We start from the raw sequence: 24989 nt of genomic DNA, 5'->3' as shown, positions 1-24989 counted from the left end.
CGACTCCGATCAGGCCGTCGTCAAAGAGACTGGAGACCGCCAACACAAGTCGGCGTATCGCGACCCGGTGATGTTCTAGCGAAAGTCCCGCGTCTTCACCTTGATCGTGTCGAGGTGCAGGTCCGGGACGTAGATGTCGCGCGGCCGAAGCCCCGTCGAACGTTGGCCCCTCGGATCCGGGGTCGAGCCGCGATGCACCTCGTCGCCGCGTCCGTGCGGCAGCGGGAACTCACCGTCCCGCTCGCCGACGCTTGCAAGCTCCGCCGACAGGTTCGTCAGGCGCTGGGCAACGAGATGAACCACCTCGCCCTCGCGCTGCACCCGCCCGTAGACCGCGATCATGCCCGCGGACAGGATCGTCCTGCGGTTCTTTTCGAACACGCTCGGCCAGACGACGAGGTTCGCCACTCCGCTCTCGTCCTCGAGCGTGATGAACATGACGCCTTTGGCGCTGCCGGGACGCTGGCGGACCAGCACGACGCCCGCGATCTCCAGCCATCGCCGGTCGCGCGCCTCCATGGCTTCGAGACACGTCACCATCCGGCGCCGCGTCAGTTCCTGGCGCAGGAACGCAACGGGATGGGCGCGCAGCGACAGGCTGACATGGCGGTAGTCCTCAACGACCTCGCCGCCGGCCGTCATAGGTCGCAGCGTGACGGCCGGTTCCTCAACCTCCGGCACGATTTCGTTCTCTCGCGCCGAGGCCGCTGCGAATAGCGGAAGCGGTTCGTCGCGCAGCCCCCGGATCGCCCAGAGCGCTTCTCGGCGAGCCAGTCCGAACGCCGGACGGAAGCCGTCGGCCTCGGCAATCTGAGTCAGCGCCATGACGGGCACGCCGGAGCGACGCCACAGATCGTCCATTGACACGAACGGCCGGTCGCCACGCGCCGCGACGATTGCAGCCGCATAAGCGTTGGAGAGTCCCTTGGTCATTCGCAGGCCGAGCCTGACCGCGAACCGGGCCTCGTCGTCCATCGGCTCAAGCGTGCAGTCCCATCTTGAAGCGTTGGCGCACACCGGCAGGATTTTGACGCCATGATCTCTGGCGTCCCGGACGATCTGGGCAGGCGCGTAGAACCCCATCGGCTGAGAGTTCAGCAGCGCGGCGCAGAACACATCCGGATGCCAGCACTTCAGCCAGGCCGAGGCGTAGGCGATCAGCGCGAAGGACGCCGCGTGGCTCTCCGGGAAGCCGTACGAACCGAAGCCTTCGAGCTGCTTGAAGGTGCGTTCGGCGAACTCGGCCTCGTAGCCGTTCGCCACCATGCCAGCGACCAGCTTCTCCTTGAACTTCGAGACGCCGCCCGTGAATTTGAACGTCGCCATGCTTTTCCGGAGCATGTCGGCTTCGCCTGGGGTGAACCCCGCGCATTCGATCGCGACCCGCATCGCCTGCTCCTGGAAGAGCGGCACGCCAAGCGTCTTGCCCAGCACCTTCTCGAGCTCAGGCTTTGGGAAGTGAACCGGCTCGAGCCCTTCCCGCCTTCGAAGATAGGGATGGACCATGTCGCCTTGGATCGGACCGGGGCGGACGATCGCGACCTGCACGACGAGGTCGTAATAGGTCCTCGGTTTCAGCCGCGGCAGCATCGACATCTGCGCGCGGCTCTCGATCTGGAAGGTGCCGAGCGTGTCAGCCTTGCGGATCATCGCGTAGGTGCGCGGGTCCTCCGCTGGGATGGTCGCGAGGTCGTAAGTCGCGCCCTTGTGCTCGGCGAGAAGATCGAGCCCCTTCTTCATGCAGGTCAGCATGCCGAGCGCGAGCACGTCGACCTTCATGAACTTCAGCGCATCGATGTCGTCCTTGTCCCACTCGATCACCTGGCGATCGGCCATGGCGGCCGGCTCGATCGGCACGAGGTCGTCGAGACGATCATGGGTCAACACGAAACCGCCCGGATGCTGGCTCAGGTGCCGCGGCGCGCCCATGAGCTGGCGTGCGAGGTCAAGCGTCAGCCGTAGCCGGCGGTCGGTGAGGTTGAGGTTCAGCTCCTCGACATGGCGCTGTTCGACCCCTTGCTCCGACCAGGACCAGAGCTGCCCCGACAGCGCGCCGATCAGGTCGTCGGGCAGGCCCAGCGCCTTGCCGACGTCGCGGAGCGCGCCCTTGGCGCGATAGCGGATGACTGTCGAACACAGGGCCGCATGGTCGCGGCCGTAGGTTTCAAACACCCACTGCATGACGATCTCACGCCGCTCGTGCTCGAAGTCGACGTCGATGTCAGGCGGCTCGCGGCGCTCCTCCGAGACGAAGCGCTCGAACAACAAGTCGTTCCGGCCCGGGTCGATCGAAGTGATCCCGAGCACGAAGCAGACGGCGGAATTTGCGGCCGAGCCGCGGCCCTGGCAGAGGATGTCCCTCGACCGGGCGAAGCGGACGATCGCGTTCACGGTCAGGAAGTACGGCGCGTAGCTGAGCTTCTCGATCAGGGTCAGCTCGTGCTGGAGCGCCGCGCGGACGCTTTTGGGCAGACCTTCCGGATAGCGCTCCGCGGCGCCCTCCCAGGTTAGCTTCGCTAGTGTCTCCTGCGGGGTCAGCGTCGGGTCGTCGCGTTCCTCCGGATACTGGTAGGCGAGCTCGTCCAGGCTGAAGCGGCAGCGATCGACGATCTGCAGCGTGCGGGCGAGCGCTTCCGGATAGCGGCCGAACAGCCTATGCATCTCCTCGGGCTGTTTTACGTAGCGATCGGCGTGGCGCTCCCGCCGATCGCCCAAGGCATCAATCGTGACGGTGTGCCGGATGCAGGTGACGACGTCCTGCAGCATGCGGCGCGAGGGTTCGTGGAACAGCACGTCGTTGGTCACGACGGTCGCGACGCGCATTTGGGTCGCCAGATTCGACAGCTCGTGCAGCCGAAGCTGGTCATTCGGTCGGCGTCGAAGGGTCAGCGCGAGATAGGAGCGGTCACCAAAGGCGTCGCGTAGCCGGCGAAGACGAAAGGCGCAGTCTTCATCAGCAAGATCCGGCACGAGAACGGCGAGTAGCCCCTCGCCATAGGTGACGAGATCCTGCCACTGGAGCCGGCACCTCGCCTTCCCGCCGCGCTTCTTGCCAAGCGAGAGCAGGCGGCACAGCTGCGAGTAGGCCGCCCGGTCGGTCGGATAGACCAGCACCGACACGCCGTCGACGAGATCGAGGCGGCAGCCGACGACGAGCCGCACGCCCGTGACCTTCGCCGCCTCATGGGCGCGGACGATCCCGGCGAGCGAGTTTCGGTCGACGACCGCGAGCGCCTCGATCCCGCAGACCGCCGCCTGCGAGAAGAGTTCTTCGCAGGACGAGGCGCCGCGCAGAAACGAGAAGTGCGAGGTGACCTGGAGCTCGGCGTAGCGCGGGCCGCTCATCCGAACACGCCGTGGACGAACCAGCGGTGCGATCCGGTTGTCGCGTCCTCGCCGTCGCCGGCCCGGTAGAGCCAGTAGCGCTCGCCGGCATCGTCCTCGACCCGAAAATAGTCGCGGACGGCCACGAGCTCGGCGTCACGCTTCCACCACTCGCCGAACACGCGTTCCGGTCCGTCGGCGCGCTGTACGCGCCGGCGGACGCCGCGCCAGGTGAAGCTGACGGGCGGATGATCGGGCAGTAGCGCGACAGTCTCGACGGGCTCGGGATGAGCGAGCAATCGGGACGGCCGAGGCCAGTGACCGGGCCAGCCTGTACCGCTGTCTGCCGCCATGGCGGGCACCCGGCAGACTGACCGCTCGGGAACGTCGCTCGCGACAGGCGCCATCCGGTAGATCGCGCGCTCGCCGACCCGGTTCATCAGCGTGTCGACGAGATCGGAGACGTCGGCTGCCGTCTCCTCGATCAGCAAGCTCGCCATCTGCCTGCGCCCGAAGGGCTCCGCGAGGGTGGCGGCAAGCGTCATCATCTCGATGCCGAAGCCCGGCGCGATGGTCTCGATCTTGTCGCAGAGCAGCCGCGTCATGCGCTTCACGTCGCGGACCGGCGTCGCCATGCCGACGCGCACAGCTTGGACGTCGTTGTCGACCCGGCGGCAGATGAGGTCGAGCCGCCGGGCGCCAAGGCCACCTGCCTCGAGTCTCTCGCAAAGCTCCGCCACTAGCTTGCTGATGTAGCGGGCGATGGTCTCCGGCGCGCCAATCGGCTCGGCGAAGGCGCGACGGACCTCGATCAGGTCGGCCGGCCGCACCGACTCGATCAGCTCGGCCGCGTCGCCAACCGCCTGGTCGATACGGCGGCCAAGCTCCGGGCCAAACCGTAAAGTCAGCGGCGCCCGGGGCTGCGCAAGGAGCTCGCCGATGCGATCGAAGCCGAGCGTCCGCAGCGCGGCTGTGACCTGAGGCGCGATCCGAAGGGCTTCGAGCGGCAGGTCGCGCAGGACCGCCGCGCCGTGATCCGAAGGTGCCACGGCTGCTGGTCGCGCGACGTGGCGGGCCAGCGCATGCGCCGCGCCCCAGCTGTCAGCGACCGCGGCCTGCGCCGTGACGCCCGACATGGCGAGCCGCCCGATGAGGCCTTCGAGCATCGCGGTCTCGCCGCCATGGAGATGATCGGCGCCGGTCGTATCGATGACGATCCCGTCTGGCGGATCGACTGTCACGATCGGCGAGAAGCGCAGCGCCCAGACCGCCAGTCGTTCGAGAGCCTCGGCGTCGGCTCGTGGATCGGCGTCCTTAACGAGCAGGCCCTGGACCAGCACCTGGGCCTTCGTGGCGGGCATGCCGACCCGCACGCCCATGCTCTGCGCCGCGAGGTCCGCTGCTGTGACGACGCGCCGGTTGCCCTGACGGCCGACAAGGACGAGCGGCGTCTCAGCCGGCGGCGCGACGTAGCCGGCCTGTCGCCGAAAGCGATCCGTCGGCCAGGTCGGAAGGAAGAGCGAGACGACCCGTGCCATCGCACGCCTCCAATTCGAAATCAGCGCTTTCGCCCGCCCGGGCCCGGATCAGCTCGACGAGCCATCGGTGTCTTCCGACGCCCGGGACGGGCAGCGGAGCGGACGGGATCACCGAAATCCGCCATCGGGTCGTCGCCGCGGTCGGTTGGCCGAAGTCCATCGCCTCCGCCTGTCGTCGCCATCGACGAAGCGCGATCCCGATCGAGCCCGTGCCTTCTGCTGCAAGCTGAAGGCGGCGGGAAGCCGTCATGGCGAGGCGTGCAAGCTCGCCGATAACAGCGCCGAGCCCGCCATGGCGAAGGCCTTCCTCCATACATGCAAGCACGGTCTTGTCGTCGCCGGCCTCGACATAGATCACTCGGTCCGCGACGAGCCCCGCCTGCGCGATCGCCGGCGCGAACAGATCTGGCCGCGTGACGCACCAGAGGACCTTGCCCCTCGTGCGAGCCGCGACTCCTGCGCTGAACAAGGCTGCCGCCGCCCCATCGATGGCGCCGTTGCCGCCGCCAGCGACCTCATGCAGCGCGCCGAATGCGAGTCCCCCTCCAGGTAGACGCGCATCGACTTCGGCGATCCCGAACGGGAGCGCCGATCTCGCGCGCTTCGAACGACCTTCGATCCGTTCGATCTGCGCGCGCAAAGCGTCGATCGCAGGCTGTGGCTGCACGTGGTCGTCGTCCTCCGAAGTCGGGCGGCATCATCGTTCTCTCTTTGTTCTAATCCCGCTACGCTTGAGTCAAGACGCGATCTGCTGTGGGTAACGCTGCGGCTTCAATTCAATCGCGAGGGCGCTAGGTCGCTGAAGTCCAGAGGCTCTAGGACAATGACTGACCGACAGGATCCATGAGCCGCGCGAAGCGCCTTCAGGCGGAGCTCGAAAAAATTGAGGCCGCTGCCAACGAGGCGCCGCGCAACGCGCTCTGCCAGCGACTGGTCCCGCCGACGGCGCGCCAGTCCGAGCACCACTTGGTTCTGAAACTGCGCGGCGGCACGTTCGGGCCGACCGTCCGCTCCACAGGTCTGCCACTACGTAATTCACGCACGGCTCTCTTGCTCAGCGCCTATCCGACATCGAGGCGCTGAGGGCTGAACCTGAAGTCTCGACCTCGACGATCCGCACGCGGCGATCGACGGCGAAACAGGCAGCTCGATCCTGAATTTCGCTGACCACGCTACGGCGTCGCGGGACGCTCAGCTCGACCTTCTTCGCACGACGTCGCCCGACAGGATCGCGACCGGGCCCCTCAGGCTCGAACCGCGCGCAGAGAAGGAGGCCAAGTCCACCACCCTGATGACGCTGCCGCACCTGTCTATCCCGGCGCATCACAAGGTCCATGCGAGCGATGTGATTGCACGGCGTTTCTTGGGGCAATCGCCGCTGCGACGAAACGGGGGCCTGAGGATTTTGCGGATGTGCTCGCGACGCCAGGCATTGGGGCTCGAACTGTGCGTGCCTTGGCGTTGGTAGCCGAGGTCGTCCACGGCGCTCCGTGTCGCTTCGGCGACCTCGCTCGGTTCTCGTTCGCCCACGGTTGCAGGGACTGGCATCCACTCCCGGTGCCTACGCGCGTCTATGACGAGACCATCGGAGTTTCGAAGTCTGCATTCTCAAAGGCGAAGCTTTGAAACGATGAGCGGCTTGAGGCGTTGGCGCGGCTGGATCGGGAGGCTCGCCGTCTCGAGGCCATTGCCAGCGAACGACGTGCTTCGAGAAGAACGCGGACGGTCTCAGAGTGTGGTAGTCGCAGCACGTTCGGATGGGAGCCCGCAATGAAGCTGGTTGAGATCGAGCCGCTTTACAGAACTCTTGAATTCAACAACGGAGGCACCGTTGTACATGCGCGCCCCGTCTCCTACGAGGCGCGCCATACTCCAGTTGATAACAGCCCGTTTTAAAGTCGCGTCTTTACGGCTGCAGTGAGCCAGCGAAGGACCATTTCGACGCGCGCATGAGCGTCGAAGCCACCGTAGAGTGGATACCCTTCGACACTGAGCCCACCACCTGAATCATAATCGATCGAGCACTGGATGCGAGCGATTATGATCTGCGCGTTCCACTGATTCTCGCTTCCACGGGACTTCGCCTTCTGAATGACTTCAGGAAGTATTAGAGAAGCGATTAGGTTGAAGCCCTGCTCGTCCGGTGCAGGTCCTATCGCAATCAGGGAAAGCTCGAAGCCCGCGGCCTCGACCTCGTTTGCCGTCGTGGCCAGAAAATCGACGACGCCGTTGTCGATCCCCAGCTTCATCTCGCGGGCGTGTTCGGAGGCATGCGCCTCCGGGTAGGTCGGAAGACCTGCGAGAAGATCCAACAAAGCATCCTCTCCGTCCGACAGCTGACGCCCCTCGTGGGCCTTGGAAAGAACGGAACCTGCGTCGATAGCGACGGGGCGAGAAAAGAAAAAATTGTTCAAAACCAATGCGCTAACTCCTTTTTGGAACGCATAAAGTTTACGCGATTGCGTAATGTTCTGAGGCACAAACGCCTTGCTGTCAAGGCTGCTATCGACACGCCGGCTCCAAACAATCATTATATGATCGCGTAAGGTAAACGGGATCTCGAGATGTTCTTTTGGTTTTTGGACCTTGAGAGGCTGCTGGCTGATAAGGCGTGGCTTCCGGTAGAGCGCGCGCTCGCAGAGTCGCGGTCTCGCTTCCCTCAACTCACGGTAGGCGCGCTCGAAACCCTCATCTATATTTCCCGTCGGCAGAAGCAGATCGACGCTGGTTCTTTGACGCTTCCGAAAATCGCCCGTGACCTTGGTGTGCCTTACTCGACACTCGCTCGACATACAGATCTGCTAGGAGCAGGAGTAGGAGGGCGTGAGGGATTAGGTCTTCTTAAAAAAAAGGGCGGGCAAGGCAGAGTGTACAGCATCGAAATAACGCCTGCCGGCATGCACTTTTTATCTCAAATTTACGTTGCGCTCAGACCGTCTCAGAAAGAAAATTTGCTGACATTCAATTCAGATACTGGATCAATACCTGATAAATAAAAAAGTATCGGTAGCTATCTTATTTTCTGTCAATTGTAATATCGCGGCCGAAAAAAGAGCGGGCTTGGCAATCTACGGTTATCGGCAGCCCAGAACCGGACGCCACGTATGTCGGCAAAAGGTCGTTCGCGCCTAAGATGCACAGCCGTGATGCGCCACAACCGGACCTCAAGAACTCTCCAATGTGCGGACATCCGCAACGCCATCGGAAAGACCTGAGCCATGGAAGCCTTCTTGAACGACGTCTGGGAGGCCGTCCGGCCGGGACTGCTCCTGTTCATCGCCGGCCTCGTACCCGTGCTCGCGACATGGCTGACGGCGAAGATCGTCGAAGCGCTCAAGGTCCAGAAGGACGGCGAGCTCGCGCAGAGCCTCTATCGCACCATCGACAACACGCTGCGGGCGCTCGTGACCACGCTCGCGGCGCGCGGCGGCAAGCTCGAAGGGCTTCCGGCCGGCCTCATCAACGACGCGATCGAGATCGTGAAGCGCGACAATCCCAAGGCGGTCGCGGCGCTCAAGCAGAGCGACGACACGCTCCGCACCAAGATCATCGCCAAGCTGCCGGGCGTGCAGAACGACGTGGTGACGACGAACAGCTCGATCGCGGTGACGGAGGACGCGGCAAAGAGCGAGCGGGCCGCGCAGTAAGGCGGCATTGTGGGAACATACGCAGAGGGCGATCCGGAAGAGGTCGCTAGGCTCCGAAACGAAGCGACCTTCGAGGAAATCGTGAGACAGGCCTTTGAAGCACTTCGGTCTGAGGTGGCGGATCTGAAGAATCGTCATGACCACCACATGCCGCCGCCCGCGCCTCCTCCGGTCCAGCCAGCGCCGCATGCGAACGGCTACGGTAGACCACGCTTCAATGCAGAAATCTCGGTCGGGAACCTGCTGACGATCGCGGCGATGGCGGGGACGGCCTTCATCGCATGGGGCCAGTTCACGGCGTCCATGACGGACATCAACAACAAGATCGCGAACAACGACCGCAGCGTGAACACGCGCGTCGACAACGTCGTCTCCGACATCGCGTCCCGGCGCACCTTCGTGAATTCGAAGCTCGACGAGATGGCCTCAAGGGTCGAGGACATCCCGCTGATACGCGATCAACTAAAGCAGCAACAGGGCAGCCTCGAGCGGGTGGCGAAGAACCTCGACGACGGGCGCGGGGAGCGACAGCGGCAGATCGACGACGCCCGCGAACGTCAGGCCGGGACCGACAAGGGCCTTGCGCTACTGACCCAGCGGGTCGAAGGCTTCGAGCGGAAGCTGGATCGGCTCCTCGAGCGGATGGAGGGCCGCCGGGAAGACGGCAGCGGCCCTTTTCGAGAAAACAGGATCGAGATCGACCGGCGTTTTCCGTACAGCCTAAGGGCGACTCTGACCGATCCACCCGCAGCAACCCTCCAGGACGATAGCGGCTGACCAGCTGTGTCCGCCAGATATTAGCGCGCCCCGCTCGGCTCCGGCCGGCGGGGCGCTTTCGTCGCTTCTAGCAATCGCAGAAGACCGCCATGTTATGGATCGGCACAACTCGACTTATGAACCGAGCTTCGCTTTGATTAAAATCTTCAAAGTTGCCTCACACGCTCGCACCATCTCAGGTAGTACATTCAATAGCTCATGTCCGTGATAATGATATCCATCGGCAAAACCTATAGCGAACTGCGGCTGACGTTCGACGATGCGTTCTCCATTTACTATTCGACGTCGATTTTCGGCCTGCGCCCTCTACGCCGCCGCCAAACGCCGGCCGCGTCTACCGCGAGAGCGGTTTAGTCCTATGGCGCCCAACCGACCTCGCAACTGGTGGCGAAAGTGGCAAAAGGCCACCAGTACAATTGCGCTACGGACGTTCTCGCCTGCCGCTGCTTAGCGCCGATAGGTCGCGCGCGACGCTTCCCGTCCCTACGGATTTAGCTGGTAAGATTTTACCGGCGACATCGGCGGACACTATAAACGGTAGAGTCGGCTTTCTCGCTGGCGGGCGGGGCACCTATCCACTGCGATGGTTCGGGACCGCGGAATGATACTAAAAAGCGCGCAAAGGTGGGAGCGGGACCGGAAAAGTCTCTCCAATATGCCTGTGCCGAACCCTTCATCGTAGTGGTGGCGGTAGTGGTATAGACAATAAGGTCAGGGAGAGAAACGTGATCAGAAAAGATGTAAAGGGCCCCCGGGAGTCAACGAACAAAATCAAGCTGGCAGCTGCAATAGCGGGAACTTTGCTCGCCGCGAATATTTCCGGTGCTTTGGCAGAGGCTAAGAAGATGCCCGATTTGACCCTGAGGACGATGGGACATTTCTTTGCGGGCGGCAAGATCATGAAAAGGAAGTCTTCTGATTTGTTGGCGCCGGGCCTCCCGCCTCTGAATACAATGAAGAACCTTGTTGGTCAAGCTTATGTCGAATACCTGATACCTAAGGAACTACGAGCCGGCGCGGCACCTATCATTTTCGCGCACAGCGGCCTGAACGGGATGGTCTGGCAAACGACAGTCGACGGGCGGGAAGGCTGGGATAAATACTTTGCAAGGCGCGGCTTTCCCGTCTACGTCATTGATCCGCCAGGCACTGGACGCGCGGGCTTCGTGGTCGACGCAATCAATAAGGCCGCCACAGGGAAGGGCGATCCGCTGGCTAACAGCCCGTTCTTCCTGCAGACCAGCTTCGCATGGAGATGGTACGACGTTGGGCCGAAATTCGGGGAGCTAGGTGATGGCCATAATTTCGGAAACCAGATGGCCACTGACAAAGAAGCTCGGAGGCAGTTCCTTGGACAGTTAATCCCGGGCGGTCCAAGCGGAGGCGACGTACATGAGAGCTTTATCGCAGCCATGGAACGTATAAAAGAGGAATATGGCCCGGTTATCTATGTCGGATGGTCAGGAGGTGCTGTCTTAGGAAACGAGCTCATGATGCAACGGCCCGATTTGTTTAAGGCTGTTGTTTCCGTCGAAGCTGCCAATTGTACGACCTTGCCTCTTAATTCGACGGATTTTGACAGCCCGCAGCCACAGAAGCCGGTCGATCCGAAACTCGTATCCGTCTATGCAGACACCAAAGTTCCTCTGCTCAACCTCAATAGTGAAGCCGGTCACGGTATCTGGTCCGGTCACGGTAAAGAGCACTGCCGTCCATTAGTCTGGGCGATAAAGGCGAAAGGAGGTAAAGCGTCCAATGCCTTCCTCCCGGACTTTGATATCCACGGCAACAGCCATCAGATGATGTCGGAACGTAATAGTGACGAAGTGGCGGGCGTCATTCTGAATTGGATAGAAGATAAAGTCCTGGATACAAGCCGCGGAAGTTCCCAATTCGACGCCGATTAATAGAAGACTTTCATCAGTCTGGCCGACAGAGCACGCCTGTCGGCCAGCACGCGCGAAGAGCCGCGTTATGCCAAGGTAGCTTTCCCAAGGCTCAGGTTTGATGTCGAGCTTGATGACACGTTCAACGGCCCTTTACGCCTCTACGTTCGTTCTATGCTTATCATCGTTGGTTTTTCAGATAAGCATTATCCGAATATTTTCGGCCATATTTCGATATCATTTCGTCTTCGCGGTTGTTTCCTTCAGTATTCTGGGGCTGGGGCTGGGAGCTTTGCTGGCGCGTTGGCGCAACGGTGATGCCTACATTGTAGCAGCCTCCATTGCCGCCGCGATCCTGAACGTCACGCCGATGATAATGATCTTCACCACACCCGCCCTCTCACTGCTCCCGCCTCTCGCCGCCGTTTCGATCGTCTTGATCCCCGCATTTATCTTTAGCGGATGGTGTGTGGGATCAATTTTCACGCGCTGGCCGGACAGAGCAGGTAAACTCTATGCAGCTGATCTAATAGGAGCGGGAACTGGATGCTTTGTAGGTATTTTCCTTTTGAATCTCCTTGGACCGGTCTCTACAATCTCCGCTACTGCTACGCTCACGTCGCTGGCAGGTTTGATTTTTGCGCTGGGATGCGAGCGCGAACGGCGACTTAGAGCAGCAACATTCCTAGCGCTACCGTTGTTGATCGCCTGCTTCGCTTTTAGCGTGAGCGTTCCACTGAATCGGCTGACGGTTGGCAGGGTCGCTGTCGACCCGGCTAACTCAAAGCCGATGATAGTTAGAATGCAAAGGGACCCAAATAATTGGACCGTTCTAGCCACGAGGTGGGATGCATATGCTCGAACTGACGCCGTCATGGGATTGAACAAAGATCTAATCTCGATATTCACAGACGGTGACACGCCCGCCCCAATGGTGCGGATGCACAGCCGGGAAACTGATCCCACGGCTCTGCGCTCGCACATCGGACACGTCCCGCTTGATGTCTGGCGGCCGCGTCAGTCCGATCGGATGTTAACGATTGGGGCCGGTGGGGGGCTGGACGTACTTTTCGGACAGTTCGCTGGCGTCAGAGACATCACGGCAATTGATATAAATCCCGCCCTACCGGCGATGCTCGAACAGTTTCGCGAATTTTATGGCGACTTGTATAACAAACCGGGTACGAAACTTTTTATACAGGAAGGACGACACTTCTTAGCTCGAGATACAGGTGCGTATGACTTAATATATCTCTCTCTGACGCAAACGGCGACCGCGACCGGTCAGGGCCTTGCTCTGGCTGAAAGTTACATTCAGACCCGTGAAGGCTTACAAGACGCTGTTGCACGTTTAACGCCAAGTGGTGCCCTTGTACTTATATTTGATCAGGATGCATTTCTTGCGCGTGCCTTCGTAACAGCACTTTCGATTCTTTATTCGGAAGGGCAGAGTATAGCGAAAGCCGCCGCTCATCTCGCTGTGGTGAGCGCGCCTAATAAAAACAATGCACCCTATAATCATCTCCTCATCATCAAACGATCTCCATTGACCGCTGAGGAAACAGCAAGACTGAAGTTCGTCACGGAGGCGCGCGGATTTGCGCTTAGTTATCTAGCTCCTGATACGGGCTCTCCGCTATTAAAGCAACTCGCTTCGTCATCGGAAGCATATAAGCTCCCTGAGGTAAATTTAAGACCAGTGAGTGACGATAGCCCGTTTTTTTTCGATTTATCTTTTGAGCTTCCCATAATGGTAAGAGGGCTACTTGTGATTTCGGCCTCAGTAACATTTATTGTGCTGGTATGGGCGTTTGCGTCGGGTAGGAACTTTAGAGAAGCGACTCCGAAGCTATCCATTTTAGCTATCCTAGTCGCTTTAATAGGCGTAGGATTTATGGTTGTCCAGAATATCATTGTTCAGCGATACATGTTATTTTTGGGATTTCCTACCATCACTCTTTCTGTGGTGCTCTTCTCCATGCTGGTGGGGGCGGGCCTAGGCAGTTTGCTTTCGCACTTTTTTATCAATCGTGAAAAGTGGCAGATCTTGCTGGTCACATGTATGTTTTCTGTTCCGGCAGTTCTGATGGTGAACTATCTAGGTCCCTTAGTAACGAGCAAGTTTTTTTATCTTTCGACGGGTGGGCGGATAATCCTAACGGGAGCCATGATTTTTCCGCTAAGTATTTCGTTGGGCTGCTTTTTTCCTACAGCGTTGAGGCTGGCCGGTCATAAAGCTCATTCCATTGATATTCCTATTCTATGGGCGATCAATGGCTCGGCGTCGGTACTTGGGTCCGCGCTATCCGTTGCGCTTTCGAAGCAATTCAGTTTTACATTCGCCCTTAACATTGCGGCTTCCTGTTATCTTGGTGCGTTACTCCTGATGCTGTGGTCGTGCAGACGAACATAGTACCTGTGCCCTGCTATGTTAACGGCAGCATGGTGTGATTCCAAGGTAAGCGCTGTTCCACCGCCACCTACTGCCGGGGCGGTGCGGGGTGATGTTCGGAGCCTGATTTAGGGCTTCGGCATATGTCGGTTTTAGAGCTTAAGCCTATGTCGGAGCCTGCCCGGCGGCTTGAGGTGTTCATCGGCGCGGGCGGCGGCGGGTCTGGTTGGCCGAGGAGAAGGCGGCGATCGTCGCCGAAAGCGCGGAGCCCCGGCGCGACGGTGCGCGCAGTTTCGCGACGGCATGGGCTGACGCCGCCTCAGCTTTTTGCATGGCGGCGGACGTACAGGGCTGAGGCGGAGAAGGCGGCGTCGTTCGTTCCGGTAGTCGTGACGGCGGAGCCGGAGGTATCGGCCAGGCCAAGGCCTCGTCGGCTGCGGCGTTCGTCTTTGAAGACAGCGTCGATCGGGCGTGAGGTCGACGGTGCGGCGGTGCGGACGCAAGTACCGTAGCGACGGTGATCCGGGCGTTGAAGGCCGGGGCGTGATCGGCCCGTCCGGCTCGGTCTGGGTTCTGGTGGCGACGCGGCGGTAGACTTCCGCAAGGCGCGGAGAGCCTGGCGGCGATCGGCGGCCGGATCGGATGCACGACGCGAAGCGCCGCGTTTCTCGATCGGGCTCTCGCCCGCAACGGACCACGGTCTGACCATCGTTGTCACCACCGCGCCCGCACCCGGAGTCGGTAAGCCAGCCCTTCGCAGGTGACGCTCTCACGCCTGCCTTCGTCTCCGATCTGTCAACCTTGATCGATCGACGGCAGCCAACTCTTTAGGTCGACGGGCATACGCATCAGCCACTCGAATAACTGATCGAATGCTGGAAGATCGAGGCTCCGGTTCAGAACGTCGCTCGAGGCCCTCAAAGCCGTCGGCGTCGAAAAGCCGGAGCTCTGTCTACTCGCCAGCCAAGCCAGGACACGCTAGGGCCCGGACTCATAACCAGCTGACGATCGCGGTGATGTGGACGGCGGCGAGGAAGCTCGAGGCGAGGCGGTCGTAGCGCGTCGGGACGCGCCTGAAGTCCTTGAGGCGGCCAGAACATGCGCTCGATGGCGTTGCGATCGCGGTAGAGCGCTGGCGAGAAGCACGGCTTCCAGCGCCTGTTCTCCTTCGGCGGGATGTTGGGCGTGCCGCCTGCGGCCCCGACCTGACGCCGGATCGCGTCGCTGTAGTAGCCTTTGTCGCCATGAAGCATGCGGGCGGCGGGAAGCTCCGCCAGCAGCGTCGCGCCGGCCGCGCAGTCTGCGACCTGCCCGCCGGTCAGCAGGAAGGCGATCGGCCGGCTCTTTCCGTCCGTGAGCGCGTGGATCTTGGTGGTGCGTCCGCCGCGCGATCGGCCGACCGCCTGGCTGCGCTCGCCCCTTTGCGGCCGGCCGCCGAGCGATGAGCTGTTACTGCGGAACTGTCGATCAGGACGTGAGAGCGGGGCCCGGCCTCAGCGGCGAGCGCGTCGAACAGTTTGCACCAGACACCCTTCACGGCCCAGCGCACATAGCGATTGTAGAGGGTCTTGCTCGGACCACAGACGGCAGGCGCGCCGGCCTATCGGCCGCCCGACCTCAGCACATGCACGATGCCGCTGATCATCCGACGGTCGTCGACCCGCGGCATGCCCGCGTCTTCGTCGGAAGGTGTGGCCCGAGACGGCCGAACTGCTCGTCCGTCAGCCAGAAGTAGTCCGATCCCATCGGCGTCCTCCTCCACGAGGACGCCTCTGAATCACGCTTCGCTCAATCCGCAAAGCCGTTAATGGGTCCGGGCCCTAGGACTGAACGCCTAGATGGCGCAGTAGGAGAAGCGCTGGGAGTACGCGTGCGGCGACGGGCTTGGCACGGCGCGCGTGATTTACCTAGGGCGCAAGCGCCGCTCCAAACCCTAGCATACCACTTGTAGCGTCCTGCAGCAAGATTGGCGCATCATTGCTGAACAAGGATGCCGCCGCGGTCCATCGCCAAAGTAAGATGTTAGACCATCAGAAGAGGTGAACACAGCCATAATTGACGGCAGCAGACACTGAGCTTATAAAGGGCTTCCGCGCGCTCTCGCAGAGACACACCCCTCTCCGGCGAACGAATGTGCAATTCGTCAAGCTTCTCTGTCCCGTGTGAAGAGTGTTTGGCTGAGGAGGGGACTTTGTGATCGCCATGCCCTCCACCGAACTGATTCCAGCCGCTGTTCAGCGGCGCGTCGCAATTTTTCGCAATGGCGAAATTCAGACGTTTGTGCCCGGCTCAGAGCATTTCTTGAGTGCAGCCACCCCGGCATGGGCTGGCTTTCCGCTCGAAGAGGGTGCCGGAACGTTAGAACCCACCAAGCGGGCGATGGCGATAAAAACGGTGCTCGTCGTTGGCGGAAAGCAGCATGGTGAAGTACGATGGTTTTTTCGAGGTTCATCTCACCATGAACGGATGTCGGCTGGAGCGATATTTCTGCTAAGGGCGGGCGTAGAAATCGTCGAGGTGAGTAGGACTCAGGCGTATAATCGCACTGGGTTGCTTTTAGATACCGATAGATTAACTAAGTTATACCCAATGACGGGCGTTGGAGAGTCGCAGGGCTTAGTGCCGACAGTCTTCAGTCAAAATCGTCAAGTCGCTGACATCGTTCGGTTGATGCGGGCTGAGATTAAGGCCGGTTGTCCAAACGGCCCTTTGTATGCGGAGTCGCTCTCTATCGCGCTCGTTGGCCTTTTAAGGGCGAAATACTCTGCGACCTGCCCGCCGATTGTTGACCATCGTTCGCTCTCTCCTAAAGAGACCGAAAGAATTTTAGACTATATATCAGAACATTTATCCGATAACTTGTCGGTGACGCGGCTCGCAGATCTGGTTCAGCTAAGCCCCGACCACTTCTCTAGGGTGTTCAAGACCACTTTTGGGACCGGTCCGTATCAGTTTGTGCTCTTGCAACGGGTTGAAAAAGCGAAGATCATTATGAGAAACCCGGAACGGGATTTGGTTGATATTGCAGTGACGCTTGGTTTTTCAAGTCATACGCATTTCTCTCGCATCTTTCGAAAGCTAACGGGCCTCAGTCCTTCCAAATATAGACGGCTTTGCTAATTGGGTTCATCTTTACAGGATTCAGTGACATTGTAAAGCTGGGATGTCGACCGTCTTTGCATTTGACTAAGTTCGCCACCAACCTCTTGCTTTGCCATGTCAGGGGCTGACTGCTTGCCTACAGCTACTCCAAGTAGCTCAAGACGCTCGTCTCAAACAGTTCAAGGCTCTAATAGCCATCAGCGTCAACACCCGGTACTGTTCCTTTCCGTGGAATCTGTCGCGAGCGCTGCGGAGACTGCCGGATAGGGCGGAAGTCAGCGTAACAGCTCGCATGCTTTACAATCTTGCCGCCCCAAGCTTTCTGCGTTCAGCTGAACGCGTCCCTACAACAATGCATTGCGAAATTCTCGCGGAGTCATCCTAAGTCTACGCCGAAAAACGTTTGTCATATGGCTCTGGGAAGCGAAGCCTGACAACACCGAGATCTCTAGGAGCGGCATGTTACTGTTCCGAAGCATTTCGCAGGCTCGCGATAATTTCACCTGCAAGACATATTCGTGAACGCTGGATCCCGTCCCTTCCTGAAACGCCCTTGCAAATCTCCGCTCGCTAACGCCCACCGATGAAGCAATATCCCGGAGGAACAGAGGGCCGATACTCAAATGAGAATTTATGTACGCCTTAGCCCGGCTAAGAGCAACTCCTGAAAGAACCTCTTTCCTACCGCCCGATAATCCTCTTTTCAGGCCGTCGCTCAGGTTGTATTTACGAAGTATATGCAACGCAACAATCTGAGCCCAGGCGTCCATTTCTAAAGCCGTGACAAGATCACCGCTAAATAGTCTCTCTAGTACGATACCTCCGATTTGCATCATCGTCGCATCATAACGGAAATGCCCCTGCTGAAACTCTAGATTAGCAAGAGGCTTATCAAAGACTTCAAGTGACAACCTTTCAACAGCGCTCGAGGCAATGAAAAAATTTAACGATTCGAACGAGCCGACCCCCTCGAAATGCCCTTCATCATCGGGCGGGATCATGATTGTCATACCAGCCTTCCCTACAGCGAAGTCCGGCTTGGCTCGAAAGTCAACCCGACGAACCGGCGGGCCTTTAACCTTGATTGATATCCCGAAATAATCGCTTTGGCACTTCTTGCACGCGCCGTCGACAAATGTATACTGATCATAACTTACGCAAGCGCTAGTGGAGTCCTCTATTTGCGCTGATTGCTGTATGACCAGACCTTCTGACGCTAAGAAGCGCACGACATCGAGGAGAGGCGACTGAGCGGAAGAGGCCGTCATCGTCATAATCCAGACCTCCAAAACGGAAGAAAATAGAAATGACTGCTGCGTTCAGCCCTAGCAGAGCAAGGACTGAACAGGTCGTCAACATGGAAAAGCCCTCCACTCGTTAAAGTGGAGGGATGATGTCAGAATGCAGCCTCTAGGACTTGCGGCTTCAGCTTTCGTTCTGATCTAAGCCGTGCTTTCCGAGGAAATCAGATAACAGAGAAGCGACCTGCACGTTATTCCGGTCGGTGAATGGAAAATGCGTGTTGCCGCGAAGTCCCGCAGTCGGCAAATCCAAAAGAGACGCTTGACCACCGAGCTTATTGATAGCCTCGAGTGACAAGCTGTGAGCGTAGCGAGTGACTCTCCACCAGTCCAAGAACCAATAGGCGGATTTAGGGTTCTTGGGGATATTATCTCCGAAGACAAACTGAATGGGTATCTTCGCGAGCTTCTTAAAGTAAGACTCCTGGATCTCGAACGGCGGGAAAATTTGCGACTTTTTATCGGCGAGAGGCGGTATCTCAGGCACTTTTCCTTTGGGAAAGATACTTGTCGCAGGCTCATAAGCAACGATCCCCCTCACGTTCTTGGCGTGTGTCGCGACTCGCATGCCCAGTACTCCGGAAGCCGAATGGGTCACCAGAACACAAGGACCTATGTGAGTTACTAGTTTAACAACAGCGTCGACTATCTCATCTGATGAGATCGACGGACTGAACCCCATCTCCTTGAAGTAGTTGTCTTCATAACCACGTGGGAATTGGCTGTTCTCAAAAAACTGGCCGGGAGCGGGCCCTAGTCGATCTCTAACCCACGCTCCTTCTTTACTGGAGTTTCCGGTAACAGTGTTAACAATCGACTCTTCTTCCAACTGCCCAAAAGGGCCATTAAAGGTAGGAATATTGCCCCTTCCGCGCCCTGGCTGATCAATCGTGTAGACCGTATGCCGATCTTGAACAAAGAGGGTCTGAAATCCGGGGCGGCCGTCTGGGGTAGATTCCCAGATATGGCCGGTTAGTCCGCCCCCATGCCAAAAGACTAGAGGCAGCCCACGAGGGCGCACAGGAGCTTGAAAGTTTACGTACATTTGATTGATATAAAACGTGGCACCTTCGTTGGAATATGGAATTACCGGCTTTGACGGATCGAATTTTCCAGGCCCGGTTACTGTTCTGCCCCCGATGTAGAAACTGCCTTGTTCAGCAAGGACAACCTTCCGCTTCGATTGGGCAAGCTCCACGTTGTCAGTTTCCGCGAAAGCAGTTGCAGTCGAAAGCGGCAGCGTCGCTATTCCTATTGCGCCGGTTCCAGCAGCCTTCACAAATGATCTGCGGGACGTTCCGGTTTTTTTATCGGTTTCCATAGCGTCATCCCTAGACGTACTTGTTGGTTTATTTGGTCGACCTTGATGCGGGGATAGCCGACGATCGAAGACTAGCTGGTAAGAAGCGCTACTGTCAAGTTGGTCTGTCGCCTGAGAGGTGGTCCTGCCCTGATCCTCCGGCTGGTGCGATTTGACCGCGGCTTTTTCGGGCGTCGTCACCCCTGCCGGAGGGGAATCCCGCTAAGCGCAACGGTATCCGGACGAGCAGATCCCCTTCGCCTTGACGCACGCCTCGTGCTGCCGATCAGCAACGACACGCTGCTGGGGGTCGTGCGGAGACGCACGATGCGGCCGGATGCGCCGCTGCGTCGCCGCGTGACGGCTAGGCGTTCCGACACAGCTGCCGTTATGGATCGATTGTTGTCGATCTCGAGCGTCGGTGTCCTGTCGCCCTGCTTCGAGACCGTGAGATGGCACCGTCGCGGCCTCGCTTAGCGATACCCCGGCATCGCCGTCGAAGCTCGCGTAGAAGACCGGCGCGTCGCCGCGGTGACGGCACCGCTCCAACGCGCACTGCCCGGGCATCCGAAGCTGTCGGCGCCGGTTGCTGGACTACGAGAACCTTCTCGCGGGAGCGCCGTTCGGAGCGTCGATGCTGCTCATCTGCGCGCTCGGAACCACGATCCGGAAAGCGAGTTCGAATGATGCGCTCCGCCGCACGATTACGATTATCCGCTCAGGATCCCGGCTGCCGAACGGCAGGGGCGCCGAGACCTTCGCGCTGAACCCCGCTCGGGGCCGACGTCGGTTCGCGCTTCTTCTACAGCCGTATTAAGGGCGAGCTGGACGAGATCTCGCGACTGTCGGCTTCACCTCGCTCCTTCGTCCGTCCTGGCCTGATCGGCGGAGAGCGCTGCAAGAGTAGACCCTGTGGAGCGGGTCGCCTCCGGCGTGCTGGGCTCTCTGGGCCCGGTGCTTCCGCGCGCCTCGCGGACCAACCCGGTGCCCATCCGAAGCGTCGTTCTCCGCGCCTTGCCTGACGGCCGCGGCTGCCTCGATCTGAGCTCTGTCATGCCCCGCGATTAGCCGGTACAATCGGCATGCGGACATGAAGGGAGTTTATGGGTGCCCCGCGAGAACGTCAGCGACATTCTCGCTTTCCTGGCGGTCGCCCGGGAGCGCAGCTTCACCCGGGCGGCAGCCAAGGTCGGCGTCTCGCAGTCAGCGCTCAGTCACACCATCCGCCAGCTCGAAACCCGGCTTGGTTTGAGGCTGCTGACGCGGACTACCCGCGCGGTGACGCCGACCGAGGCGGGGGTGCGGCTTCTGAACGGCGTCGGCCCGCACTTCGATGAGATTAACGCCCAGATCGACGCCCTCAGCGAGCTGCGGGACAAGCCCGCCGGATCGATTCGCATTACGGCTTCGGACCATGCAATCCGGAGCGCACTCTGGCCGAAGCTGGGCCTTTTCCTTCCTCATTTCCCTGACATTAAGGTCGAGCTGGTGCTCGACAACGGCCTAACCGACATCGTCACCGAGCGCGTCGACGCGGGCGTGCGGCTCGGTGAGCAACTAGCCAAAGACATGATCTCCGCGCGCATCGGCCCCGATCTGCGGTTCGCGGTCGTGGCGGCTCCGTCCTACTTCTCCTCGCGCCTGGAACCCGCGCATCCGCAGGACCTCGTCCAGCACACCTGCATCAACATCCGCCTGCCGACGTATGGAGGGTTCTGGGCCTGGGAGTTCGAGGAGGACGGCCGCGAGTTGAGGATCCGGGTCGACGGTCAGCTCGCCTTCAACCACATCTACGATGTGCTCGAGGCTGCGCTCGCCGGGTTCGGGCTCGCCTACATGCCGGAAGACATCGCGATGACGCACATTGAGTCCGGACGTCTCACCCGCGTCCTGGAGCCATTCTGTCCGGTCTGGGACGGCTACTACCTCTATTATCCCAGCCGTCGGCATACTTCCCCGGCGTTCGTGAAGCTGCTCGAGGCGCTCCGCCACAGGACCTGAAGAAGCCCCCGATACGTTTCCACCTCGATTGATGAGCCGCGTCGATGAAAGCAATGAGGCGCAGGCGGCTAATGGCGGGAATGCCTAGGGTCTAACTACGGCTCATCCGCGCTGCAGGTCGCGGGACAGGCGGGGACCGTGGTCGGCTCGCGCGACGGCACCGACTAACGACCTTTGAGGACCCGTCGATGGAAACACGCCGCGCATGAGCGCGAAGCTTCGGAACGCAGGAGGGTCCGCATCATGAAGCTTGGGTTCGAGAACAAGGTTGCGCTCGTGACGGGCGCCGCGATGGGCATGGGACTGGCGACCGCCAGGCTCTTCGCCGAGGCCGGCGCGTCGGTGGTGCTCGCAGACTTCAACCCCGAGGCCCTCCGGAAGGCGACCGACGATCTGACGGCGGCGGGGCGCACGGTGCTCGGCGTGCCTTGCGACGTGACGGACGAGCATCAGGTCGAAGCGATGGTCCGGCAGACGGTCGAGAGGTTCGGCCGCCTCGACGTGGCCTTTAACAACGCCGGGATCCAGATTCCTCCGGCGGACGTCGTGGACGTTCCGAGCGCCGACTTCGAACGCGTGGTCGCGGTCAACCTGCGTGGCGTCTGGAACTGCATGAAGGCGGAGCTGCGCCAGATGCAGGCGCAGGGAAGCGGCGCGATCGTCAACTGCTCGTCCATCGGCGGGCTGGTCGGTAACCCGTTCCTCACAGCATATCACGGCACCAAGTACGGCGTGATCGGCCTTACCCAGGCCGCCGCCCTCGAGAACGCCGCTCGCGGCATCCGCATCAACGCGGTGTGTCCCGCGACGATCGACACGCCGATGGTCGCCAAAATGATCGAGGAGCGCCCCGAGGCCATGGCTGAGATCCTTAAGAAGCAGCCAATTGGCCGCCTTGGAAAGCCGGACGAGGTTGGAGCTGCCGTTCTGTGGCTCTGTAGCGACGCGGCTAGCTTCGTGCTGGGTGTCGCCCTTCCGGTCGACGGCGGCTACACGGCGCACTGATGCCGGGCGTCGGAAACCATCGGTCGCGAGCGACGGCTATCGCCGCGGCCTTCCTGGCGACGACTTCCGTCGCCTGGCCTGTTGAAGTCGAGAGCTCCGCGAGACGTCCGATGAACGAGATCCAGTTCCGCATCGCGGGGAGCGGCGAGACCGTCGAGGCGACCCTCGAGGACGGAGAGGCCGCCCGAGCATTCGGGGCGCTTGTGTGGATGACGCTGAAGCTGACCGACTACAACGCCACGGAGAAGATCAGCGACCTCCCGCGCAAGCTGCCGACCGCCGGGGCTCGCGAAGGTTTCACCCCCGTTGCGGGCGACATCGCCTACTACGCGCCCTGGGGAAACCTCGCGGTCTTCTACAAGGAGTTCCCGTACTCCAAGGGACTGGTACGCCTCGGCCGGCTGAAGCAGATTCCGGACGCGTTCCGCGGCTCGGATCCGGTCGCCGTCACGATCGAAGCGATACAGGCGAGGCGACGCCGTGACCCCTGACGGTTCGACGCTCGCACCGATCGGGCCGCACGCGCGGCGCGTGCTCGGAGGCGCTCTGGTCGTCGCGGCGATCGGATGGCCAGGGCTCTCTCTCCTCGTGCAGGCCGGAGATATCCCGAGACCGCTTGCATATGATGAGCTGACGCGCGGGCCTGCCCCAATCCCGCCGGCCGAGCGCATGCTCCAGACGGCGGTCGCCGACGAGTGGTTCAAGGTCGCAGACGTCGGCGTGCCGCTGGAGGGCCCGGCGTTCGACCGGATCGGCGACTTAATTTTCGCGGATGCGGGGAGCGGGCGCATCCTGCGCGTCACTGCCGAGCGGCGGCTCACGACGGTCGTGCCTGAGAACGCGCTCGGCCTGGGCGGACTGGCGGTGCATAAGGATGGCCGCATCTACGCGGCCGGCGCCGGAGACTTCCGTAGGGGCTCAATTGTTTCGGTCGCCGCCGATGGGTCGGACATGGCGACTGTCGTGTCACTGGACGCCGGGTATGTCCCGAACGACCTCGTGTTCGACAGGCTCGGCGGCTTCTACTTCACCGACTTCAGGGGCTCGTCGACTGATCCGAAGGGGGGCGTCTACTACGTTGCGCCTGACAGAAAGACTGTCGTTCCGGTTGTCCCGAACCTCGCCATGGCTAACGGCGTCGCGCTGAGCCCGGACGGCCGGACCCTCTGGGTGACCGAATTCAGTCGAAACCTGCTGCACCGGATCGAGCTGGCTGACGCGACGACCCCGACTCCCTTCGGGACGGCGGTCGCCTATCACTTCGTCGGGCCGGCTCCCGACTCGATGCGGGTCGACGGCGACGGGAACGTCTACGTCGCGATGTACGGCCAAGGACGGGTCCTCGCATTCAACCCCCAAGGCATCCCGATCGGCCAAGTGCTGCTGCCGGGACGTGAGGAAGGGCACAACCTCCGCTCCACCAGCATGGCGATCCGCACGGGGTCAGACGAATTGTTCATCGTCACCAACGACGGCGACGGTGGCCGCGGGTCGACGATCTTCAGGTCCAAGGCCTTTGCGAAGGCCGCGACACTGTACTCCCACCGGTAGATCCACCCCCGGACCCCTCTTGGGTCCGAGCGCAAGGCAAAGGACACCGTCATGGTCGATGGCGTGGAGGGAATCACCCTCAACAACGGGGTGGTCATGCCCGCAGTGGGACTGGGCGTCTATCGCAGCGCCCCGGAAGAAACCGTCGACGCCATCGTCCATGCTCTGCGCGCTGGCTACCGCCTGATCGATACTGCGACCGTCTACGGCAACGAGCGCGAGGTCGGCGAGGCCATCGCCGGGAGCGGGCTCCCGCGCTCGGACGTGTTCGTCACCACCAAGCTCTGGATCTCGGACTTCGGCCGCGATGAAGCGCTGCGCGCCTTCGACATCAGTATGGAGAAGCTCGGTCTCGACGTCCTCGACCTCTACCTCCTGCATTTTCCGGTGCCATCGAGCTTCGACCGGACCGTTGAGGCCTATCAGGCGGCCGAGATGCTACTCGGCGAAGGAAGGGTGCGGGCCATCGGCGTCAGCAACTTCAGGGCCGGTCACCTGGAGAGGCTCGCGGCGGAGTCGTCCGTCGTCCCGGCGGTCAATCAGGTCGAGCTACATCCCTTCTTCAGCCAACGGGAGATGAGGGAGACCCACGCCAGGCTGGGAATAGCCACACAGTCCTGGTCGCCGATCGGGGGCGTGCTCGTCTATGACGCGAACGACCCCGACACAGCCACGCGCTTGCTCGATTACCCGGTCATAACCGGGATGGCGACGCGACTTGGCAGGACGCCTGCTCAGGTCGTCCTGCGCTGGCACCTGCAACATGGGCTCTCCCCGATACCGAAGTCGGTCAATCCCGAGCGCATCGCCGGAAACATCGCCGTCTTCGACTTCGCTCTCTCCGACGACGACATGGCGGCGCTGGACGGTCTCGACCGCGGCGCGCGAGGCGGTCCGGACCCGAACGAGTTCGATCTCGCCTTCTTCGAACAGAAGCTGGCGGCGCAGACCTGACCCGAACAAATGGAAGCGTCGTCTCGGTGGCGCTGCCTCGTGTGTCCGCTGATTGATGAGCCTTTCTCATAGTCGCATGCGGAACTGACCGGGTGCCGGGCACACAGCCACGGCCTTAGCTTCCGCTCCAGACACCGTCACTGGACACGACCGCACCGCGAGGCTGACGCCGCGCGCAAGGCAGACGCACGCCTCCGTCGAGCGGAAAGCA

At 60.8% G+C, this 24989-nt stretch carries 20 protein-coding genes and 1 pseudogene; 14 read left to right on the top strand and 7 right to left on the bottom strand.

The window, feature by feature from the left end; all coding sequences use genetic code 11:
• Positions 1-75: 75 nt before the first annotated feature.
• From EK403_RS17795 to EK403_RS17785, 3 genes are read right to left on the bottom strand one after another with little or no spacing between them, the layout of a single operon-like run.
• Positions 76-3345 carry an error-prone DNA polymerase gene (locus EK403_RS17795; protein ID WP_128778806.1) on the bottom strand — a complete coding sequence of 1090 codons (3270 nt, stop codon included), beginning with the start codon at positions 3343-3345 and terminating at the stop codon, positions 76-78.
• Positions 3342-4862: a DUF6504 family protein gene (locus EK403_RS17790; protein WP_128778805.1), complete on the bottom strand. Its 1521-nt coding sequence runs from the start codon at positions 4860-4862 to the stop codon at positions 3342-3344. The genes EK403_RS17795 and EK403_RS17790 overlap by 4 nt, the downstream gene beginning before the upstream one ends.
• A complete protein-coding gene (locus tag EK403_RS17785) occupies positions 4777-5529 on the bottom strand; it encodes an ImuA family protein (RefSeq protein WP_128778804.1) in 753 nt (250 codons plus the stop codon). Before EK403_RS17785 ends, EK403_RS17790 begins: the two co-directional genes overlap by 86 nt.
• Positions 5530-5705: 176 nt before the next feature.
• Here EK403_RS17785 and EK403_RS17780 point away from each other — a divergent pair, with 176 nt between their 5' ends.
• Both EK403_RS17780 and EK403_RS23365 read left to right on the top strand, forming a co-directional pair.
• Entirely contained in the window at positions 5706-5945 is a 240-nt protein-coding gene (locus tag EK403_RS17780; protein WP_128778803.1) for a hypothetical protein, read from the top strand.
• Positions 5946-6275: 330 nt separating this feature from the next.
• The gene (locus EK403_RS23365; RefSeq protein WP_245479772.1) at positions 6276-6488 is read left to right on the top strand and encodes a DUF763 domain-containing protein; all 213 of its coding nucleotides are present in this window, start codon (positions 6276-6278) and stop codon (positions 6486-6488) included.
• 266 nt (positions 6489-6754) lie between these two features.
• Here EK403_RS23365 and EK403_RS17770 read toward each other — a convergent pair whose 3' ends face one another.
• Complete coding sequence (locus EK403_RS17770) at positions 6755-7393, bottom strand: hypothetical protein (protein ID WP_128778802.1); 639 nt, start codon at positions 7391-7393, stop codon at positions 6755-6757.
• 33 nt (positions 7394-7426) lie between these two features.
• On the opposite strand from EK403_RS17770, the gene EK403_RS17765 reads away from it, so the two are divergent.
• The 6 genes from EK403_RS17765 (at position 7427) to EK403_RS23805 (ending at position 14076) form a co-directional block, all read left to right on the top strand.
• Positions 7427-7858: a hypothetical protein gene (locus tag EK403_RS17765; RefSeq protein WP_128778801.1), complete on the top strand. Its 432-nt coding sequence runs from the start codon at positions 7427-7429 to the stop codon at positions 7856-7858.
• A gap of 222 nt (positions 7859-8080) precedes the next feature.
• On the top strand, positions 8081-8509 hold the full coding sequence (locus EK403_RS17760; RefSeq protein ID WP_128778800.1) for a hypothetical protein: 429 nt from the start codon (positions 8081-8083) through the stop codon (positions 8507-8509).
• Positions 8510-8623: 114 nt separating this feature from the next.
• Complete coding sequence (locus EK403_RS17755; RefSeq protein ID WP_128778799.1) at positions 8624-9286, top strand: hypothetical protein; 663 nt, start codon at positions 8624-8626, stop codon at positions 9284-9286.
• A gap of 725 nt (positions 9287-10011) precedes the next feature.
• Positions 10012-11193 carry an alpha/beta hydrolase family protein gene (locus EK403_RS17750; RefSeq protein WP_128778798.1) on the top strand — a complete coding sequence of 394 codons (1182 nt, stop codon included), beginning with the start codon at positions 10012-10014 and terminating at the stop codon, positions 11191-11193.
• Between the two features lie 100 nt (positions 11194-11293).
• Positions 11294-13585 carry a hypothetical protein gene (locus EK403_RS17745; protein ID WP_128778797.1) on the top strand — a complete coding sequence of 764 codons (2292 nt, stop codon included), beginning with the start codon at positions 11294-11296 and terminating at the stop codon, positions 13583-13585.
• 122 nt (positions 13586-13707) lie between these two features.
• Positions 13708-14076, top strand: a complete 369-nt coding sequence (locus EK403_RS23805; protein WP_428979627.1) for a transposase — start codon at positions 13708-13710, stop codon at positions 14074-14076.
• Positions 14077-14555: 479 nt separating this feature from the next.
• Here EK403_RS23805 and EK403_RS17735 read toward each other — a convergent pair.
• Positions 14556-15310 (bottom strand): annotated as a pseudogene (locus EK403_RS17735) (IS5 family transposase).
• Positions 15311-15766: 456 nt separating this feature from the next.
• On the opposite strand from EK403_RS17735, the gene EK403_RS17730 reads away from it, so the two are divergent.
• Positions 15767-16684, top strand: coding sequence for a helix-turn-helix transcriptional regulator (locus EK403_RS17730; protein ID WP_245479774.1), 918 nt, complete (start codon positions 15767-15769; stop codon positions 16682-16684).
• Positions 16685-17010: 326 nt separating this feature from the next.
• Here the strand turns inward: EK403_RS17730 and EK403_RS17725 are convergent, their stop codons facing one another.
• Positions 17011-17940 carry an AraC family transcriptional regulator gene (locus EK403_RS17725; RefSeq protein WP_128778795.1) on the bottom strand — a complete coding sequence of 310 codons (930 nt, stop codon included), beginning with the start codon at positions 17938-17940 and terminating at the stop codon, positions 17011-17013.
• Positions 17941-18091: 151 nt separating this feature from the next.
• Entirely contained in the window at positions 18092-19288 is a 1197-nt protein-coding gene (locus EK403_RS17720) for an alpha/beta hydrolase (protein WP_128778794.1), read from the bottom strand.
• A 1086-nt stretch (positions 19289-20374) separates the two neighbouring features.
• Here EK403_RS17720 and EK403_RS17715 point away from each other — a divergent pair.
• The 5 genes from EK403_RS17715 to EK403_RS17695 all read left to right on the top strand — a co-directional run bounded on the left by EK403_RS17715 (position 20375) and on the right by EK403_RS17695 (position 24778).
• Positions 20375-21268: a LysR family transcriptional regulator gene (locus EK403_RS17715; protein ID WP_128778793.1), complete on the top strand. Its 894-nt coding sequence runs from the start codon at positions 20375-20377 to the stop codon at positions 21266-21268.
• A 243-nt stretch (positions 21269-21511) separates the two neighbouring features.
• A complete protein-coding gene (locus EK403_RS17710; RefSeq protein WP_128778792.1) occupies positions 21512-22273 on the top strand; it encodes an SDR family NAD(P)-dependent oxidoreductase in 762 nt (253 codons plus the stop codon).
• Between the two features lie 110 nt (positions 22274-22383).
• Positions 22384-22764 carry a cyclophilin-like fold protein gene (locus EK403_RS17705; protein ID WP_128778791.1) on the top strand — a complete coding sequence of 127 codons (381 nt, stop codon included), beginning with the start codon at positions 22384-22386 and terminating at the stop codon, positions 22762-22764.
• Complete coding sequence (locus EK403_RS17700; protein ID WP_245479771.1) at positions 22754-23824, top strand: SMP-30/gluconolactonase/LRE family protein; 1071 nt, start codon at positions 22754-22756, stop codon at positions 23822-23824. The genes EK403_RS17705 and EK403_RS17700 overlap by 11 nt, the downstream gene beginning before the upstream one ends.
• Before the next feature lie 51 nt (positions 23825-23875).
• A complete protein-coding gene (locus EK403_RS17695; RefSeq protein ID WP_128778789.1) occupies positions 23876-24778 on the top strand; it encodes an aldo/keto reductase in 903 nt (300 codons plus the stop codon).
• The last annotated feature ends 211 nt before the right edge of the window (positions 24779-24989 follow it).

The organism is Hansschlegelia zhihuaiae (assembly GCF_004103825.1).
GTDB classification, from domain to species: Bacteria; Pseudomonadota; Alphaproteobacteria; order Rhizobiales; family Methylopilaceae; genus Methylopila; species Methylopila zhihuaiae.
Note: the sequence above shows the minus strand (reverse complement) of the source record. Positions and strands in the feature narration are given on the sequence as shown.

Excerpts from the sequence above, each read along its gene's own strand:
- EK403_RS17795 (WP_128778806.1), bottom strand. The coding sequence starts at position 3,345 with ATGAGCGGCCCGCGCTACGCCGAGCTCCAGGTCACCTCGCACTTCTCG.
- EK403_RS17790 (WP_128778805.1), bottom strand. The coding sequence starts at position 4,862 with ATGGCACGGGTCGTCTCGCTCTTCCTTCCGACCTGGCCGACGGATCGC.
- EK403_RS17780 (WP_128778803.1), top strand. The coding sequence starts at position 5,706 with ATGAGCCGCGCGAAGCGCCTTCAGGCGGAGCTCGAAAAAATTGAGGCC.
- EK403_RS17770 (WP_128778802.1), bottom strand. The coding sequence starts at position 7,393 with ATGATTGTTTGGAGCCGGCGTGTCGATAGCAGCCTTGACAGCAAGGCG.
- EK403_RS17765 (WP_128778801.1), top strand. The coding sequence starts at position 7,427 with ATGTTCTTTTGGTTTTTGGACCTTGAGAGGCTGCTGGCTGATAAGGCG.
- EK403_RS17760 (WP_128778800.1), top strand. The coding sequence starts at position 8,081 with ATGGAAGCCTTCTTGAACGACGTCTGGGAGGCCGTCCGGCCGGGACTG.
- EK403_RS17745 (WP_128778797.1), top strand. The coding sequence starts at position 11,294 with ATGTCGAGCTTGATGACACGTTCAACGGCCCTTTACGCCTCTACGTTC.
- EK403_RS23805 (WP_428979627.1), top strand. The coding sequence starts at position 13,708 with ATGTCGGTTTTAGAGCTTAAGCCTATGTCGGAGCCTGCCCGGCGGCTT.
- EK403_RS17730 (WP_245479774.1), top strand. The coding sequence starts at position 15,767 with ATGCCCTCCACCGAACTGATTCCAGCCGCTGTTCAGCGGCGCGTCGCA.
- EK403_RS17725 (WP_128778795.1), bottom strand. The coding sequence starts at position 17,940 with ATGACGATGACGGCCTCTTCCGCTCAGTCGCCTCTCCTCGATGTCGTG.
- EK403_RS17720 (WP_128778794.1), bottom strand. The coding sequence starts at position 19,288 with ATGGAAACCGATAAAAAAACCGGAACGTCCCGCAGATCATTTGTGAAG.
- EK403_RS17710 (WP_128778792.1), top strand. The coding sequence starts at position 21,512 with ATGAAGCTTGGGTTCGAGAACAAGGTTGCGCTCGTGACGGGCGCCGCG.
- EK403_RS17705 (WP_128778791.1), top strand. The coding sequence starts at position 22,384 with ATGAACGAGATCCAGTTCCGCATCGCGGGGAGCGGCGAGACCGTCGAG.
- EK403_RS17695 (WP_128778789.1), top strand. The coding sequence starts at position 23,876 with ATGGTCGATGGCGTGGAGGGAATCACCCTCAACAACGGGGTGGTCATG.